Consider the following 2,843-nt stretch of genomic DNA (forward strand, 5'->3'; position numbering starts at 1 on the left):
CTGGCGGAGCTGCCGCTGACAATCAATGGCAAGCTGGATGTGAAGGCGCTGCCAGAGCCGGACTTTGGTTCGGCGGAGAGCTATGTTGCGCCACGCACGGAGCTGGAGGCGACACTGTGTCAGGTTTGGCAAGAGGTACTGGACGTTGATCGTGTGGGGATCGAGGATAATTTCTTTTCCTTGGGTGGTAACTCGATTACAGCGGTGCGCCTGGGAGCGGCTTTGCACCGTCAATTGGAACATCACGTTGCTCTGGCAACAATTTTTCAATGTAAAACAGTTGCAGGGCTTGCGAGCAACTTGGCGACGGTTCGATATGATCCAGCTGGTGCTTTCTCTCAGATCCCCATATCGAATCTAGAAAAATTACCCCTGTCGTTTTCGCAGGAAAGCTTGCTGTTTGTTGAACGTTTTGAACAGGGCCTTAGCGCTTATCACATTCCCTGTTTACTGAAGCTTTCTGACTCTGTAGAAATTTCTGATTTACAGGCCGCATTGCAAGAAATTGTTCAGCGACATCGCGTGTTGAGAACGATTTTTGTTTCAGAAGAGTCGGGTGACTATCAGCGTGTGGTTGAACCTTTACTAGAATTACGTGAAGCCAGTCTCACTAGTTTCGATACTTTAATTGAACACGCTCAGCGAACTATTGAGCGACCGTTTGATTTGTTCAGCGAAGTTCCATTGCGTGTACAGCATTATCAGGTCGGTGGCGAGCAATACTTAATGCTAGTGTTGCATCATATTGCTTTCGATGGTTGGTCGATCAATGTGCTGTTTAACGAGCTCGAACAGATACTGTCAGCTCGCAGTTTTGGCCGGGATATTGATTTACCAAAGTTGGAAATCCAGTACGCTGATTTTGCAAGTTGGCAGAGGGGTGGGGACTATGAAGAGCGAGTGATAGCACCTCAAGTTCGTTATTGGCAGCAGCAGTTGGAGAATTTTGAAAGTCTCTCGATACCACTCGATAAAGCAAGGCCTGAGTCTCTGGAGTACCTTGGTAAGGATCTGGAATTTTCAGTTGATAGCGAACTCAGTCAAGAACTAAATGACCTGGCTTGTGAAGCAAACACTACGCTGTATAGCGTTTTGCTGAGTGCATTTTATCTCACGCTATCTAGTGTTAGCGGTCAAGAAGATATTGTCATCGGTACCCCGTCTGATAATCGCGAACATTCTCAGCTGCAAAATCTCATTGGGTTTTTTGTCAATTCTCTAGTGTTGCGTACTCGCGTAGATCGTCAGTTGACCATTGTTGAATTTATTCAATCCACGCATCAAATGGTGATGGGGGCGAAATCAAATCAGGATGTCCCTTTCGATAGGCTGGTTAGCCTTCTTGAGGTCGAGCGCCATACCAACCGTCATCCTATTTTTCAGGTAATGTTTACAACCCAAGATGTTCTTCATCAGGTGGGGAAAAAACCTTATCAACAGTTTTTACCTGTTTCGTTGGTGCAGAATGGTGAGCGCATATATAGTCCAGCTAAGTTCGATATCAGTCTGATAGTGAATACAGGATCAGATCATATATCCGGTGGTTTAACTTATGCGCAGAGTTTGTTCCATCAAGCGACAATGGAAAATGTTCTGTGTATTTTTCAGCGAGTGCTAAAGGGATTTTGTTCTCCAAAGAACAGAATATTAGAAGATATTAATGTTCTATCTGAGGCAGAAAGAAAGGTTCAGCTGCAACTTTGGAATCAGGGTAGGTCGGATTGCGCAAAGGACAGCACACTGGTGCAGGAATTTGAACGCCAGGTGGCGAGTACACCTGAGCGAGTCGCCCTGTCTTTTTCTGGTGAGGATCTCAGCTATCAGGCGCTGAACCAGCGGGCTAACCGTCTCGCGAGAGCGCTGCGCAGTCACTGTCTTAATCAGGTGGGCACACCGTTACAGCCGGATACCCCGGTGGCGCTGTACCTCGATCGCGGTTTGGATATGGTTGTTGCCATCTTAGCGGTACTGAAGGCGGGGGCGGCCTATGTGCCCATCTCGCCAGAGTATCCCGCCGAGCGCGTGTCTTTTATCTTGTCTGACACTCAGGCACCAGTTGTGTTAACACAGCAGCATCTGTGTGTAGCACTCGATGAATACGCGGCGTCAGCGCTATGTGTGGATGAAGCCTCTGTGCTGATTGCCCAGAGCAGTGAGAATCTGTCGCTGCCCGTGCAACCAGATCATCTGGCTTATGTTATTTACACCTCGGGTACCACCGGTCAGCCGAAAGGGGTGATGATCGAGCACCGCAACGTGTTACACCTGGCGGAGGCGCAAAAGCACGCGTTTGCGGCGGATCAGTGCACACGGGCACTGCAGTTTGCGTCTTATGTATTTGATGCCAGTGTGTTCGAACTCTTTGTCGGTCTGATGTCTGGTCAAACGCTGTTTATTTGCACTGACAGTCAGCGTACAAGCCCCGAGGCGTTAAGTGATTTACTGGTGAGCCAAAAGATTGAACTGGCCACTTTACCTCCAGTCTTTCTGGCCCAGTTGGATGCAACGCGACTGTCTGGACTCAGGGCGCTGATCACCGCCGGCGAGTCTCCCGGGTTGGAGATGCTCAACAGCGTTCGCGCTCACTGTCGTATCTTTAATGCTTATGGACCGACCGAGAGCACGGTTTGCGCCTCGGCTCACGAGTTTCAGCCCGGGGACCTTGCGACCAACATCGGCGGTCCGATTCAAAATACTCAGCTCTATGTTCTCGATCGCAGTTTGCACCTGCTGCCCGTGGGCGCGGTGGGTGAGCTGTACATCGGCGGTGCCGGCGTGGCTCGGGGCTATTTAAATCGCGCGGAGCTAAGTGCCGAGCGTTTTATCGACAACCCGTTTGCTGA

The 2,843-nt window shown here is 49.7% G+C and carries 1 protein-coding gene; it reads left to right on the plus strand.

Annotated elements, in window-relative coordinates:
- The coding region (locus LC093_RS20090) for a non-ribosomal peptide synthetase (RefSeq protein WP_226669246.1) at positions 1–2,843 on the plus strand (2,843 nt) is incomplete at both ends.

This window comes from Microbulbifer aggregans (assembly GCF_020524005.1).
Classification (GTDB): domain Bacteria; phylum Pseudomonadota; class Gammaproteobacteria; order Pseudomonadales; family Cellvibrionaceae; genus Microbulbifer; species Microbulbifer aggregans_A.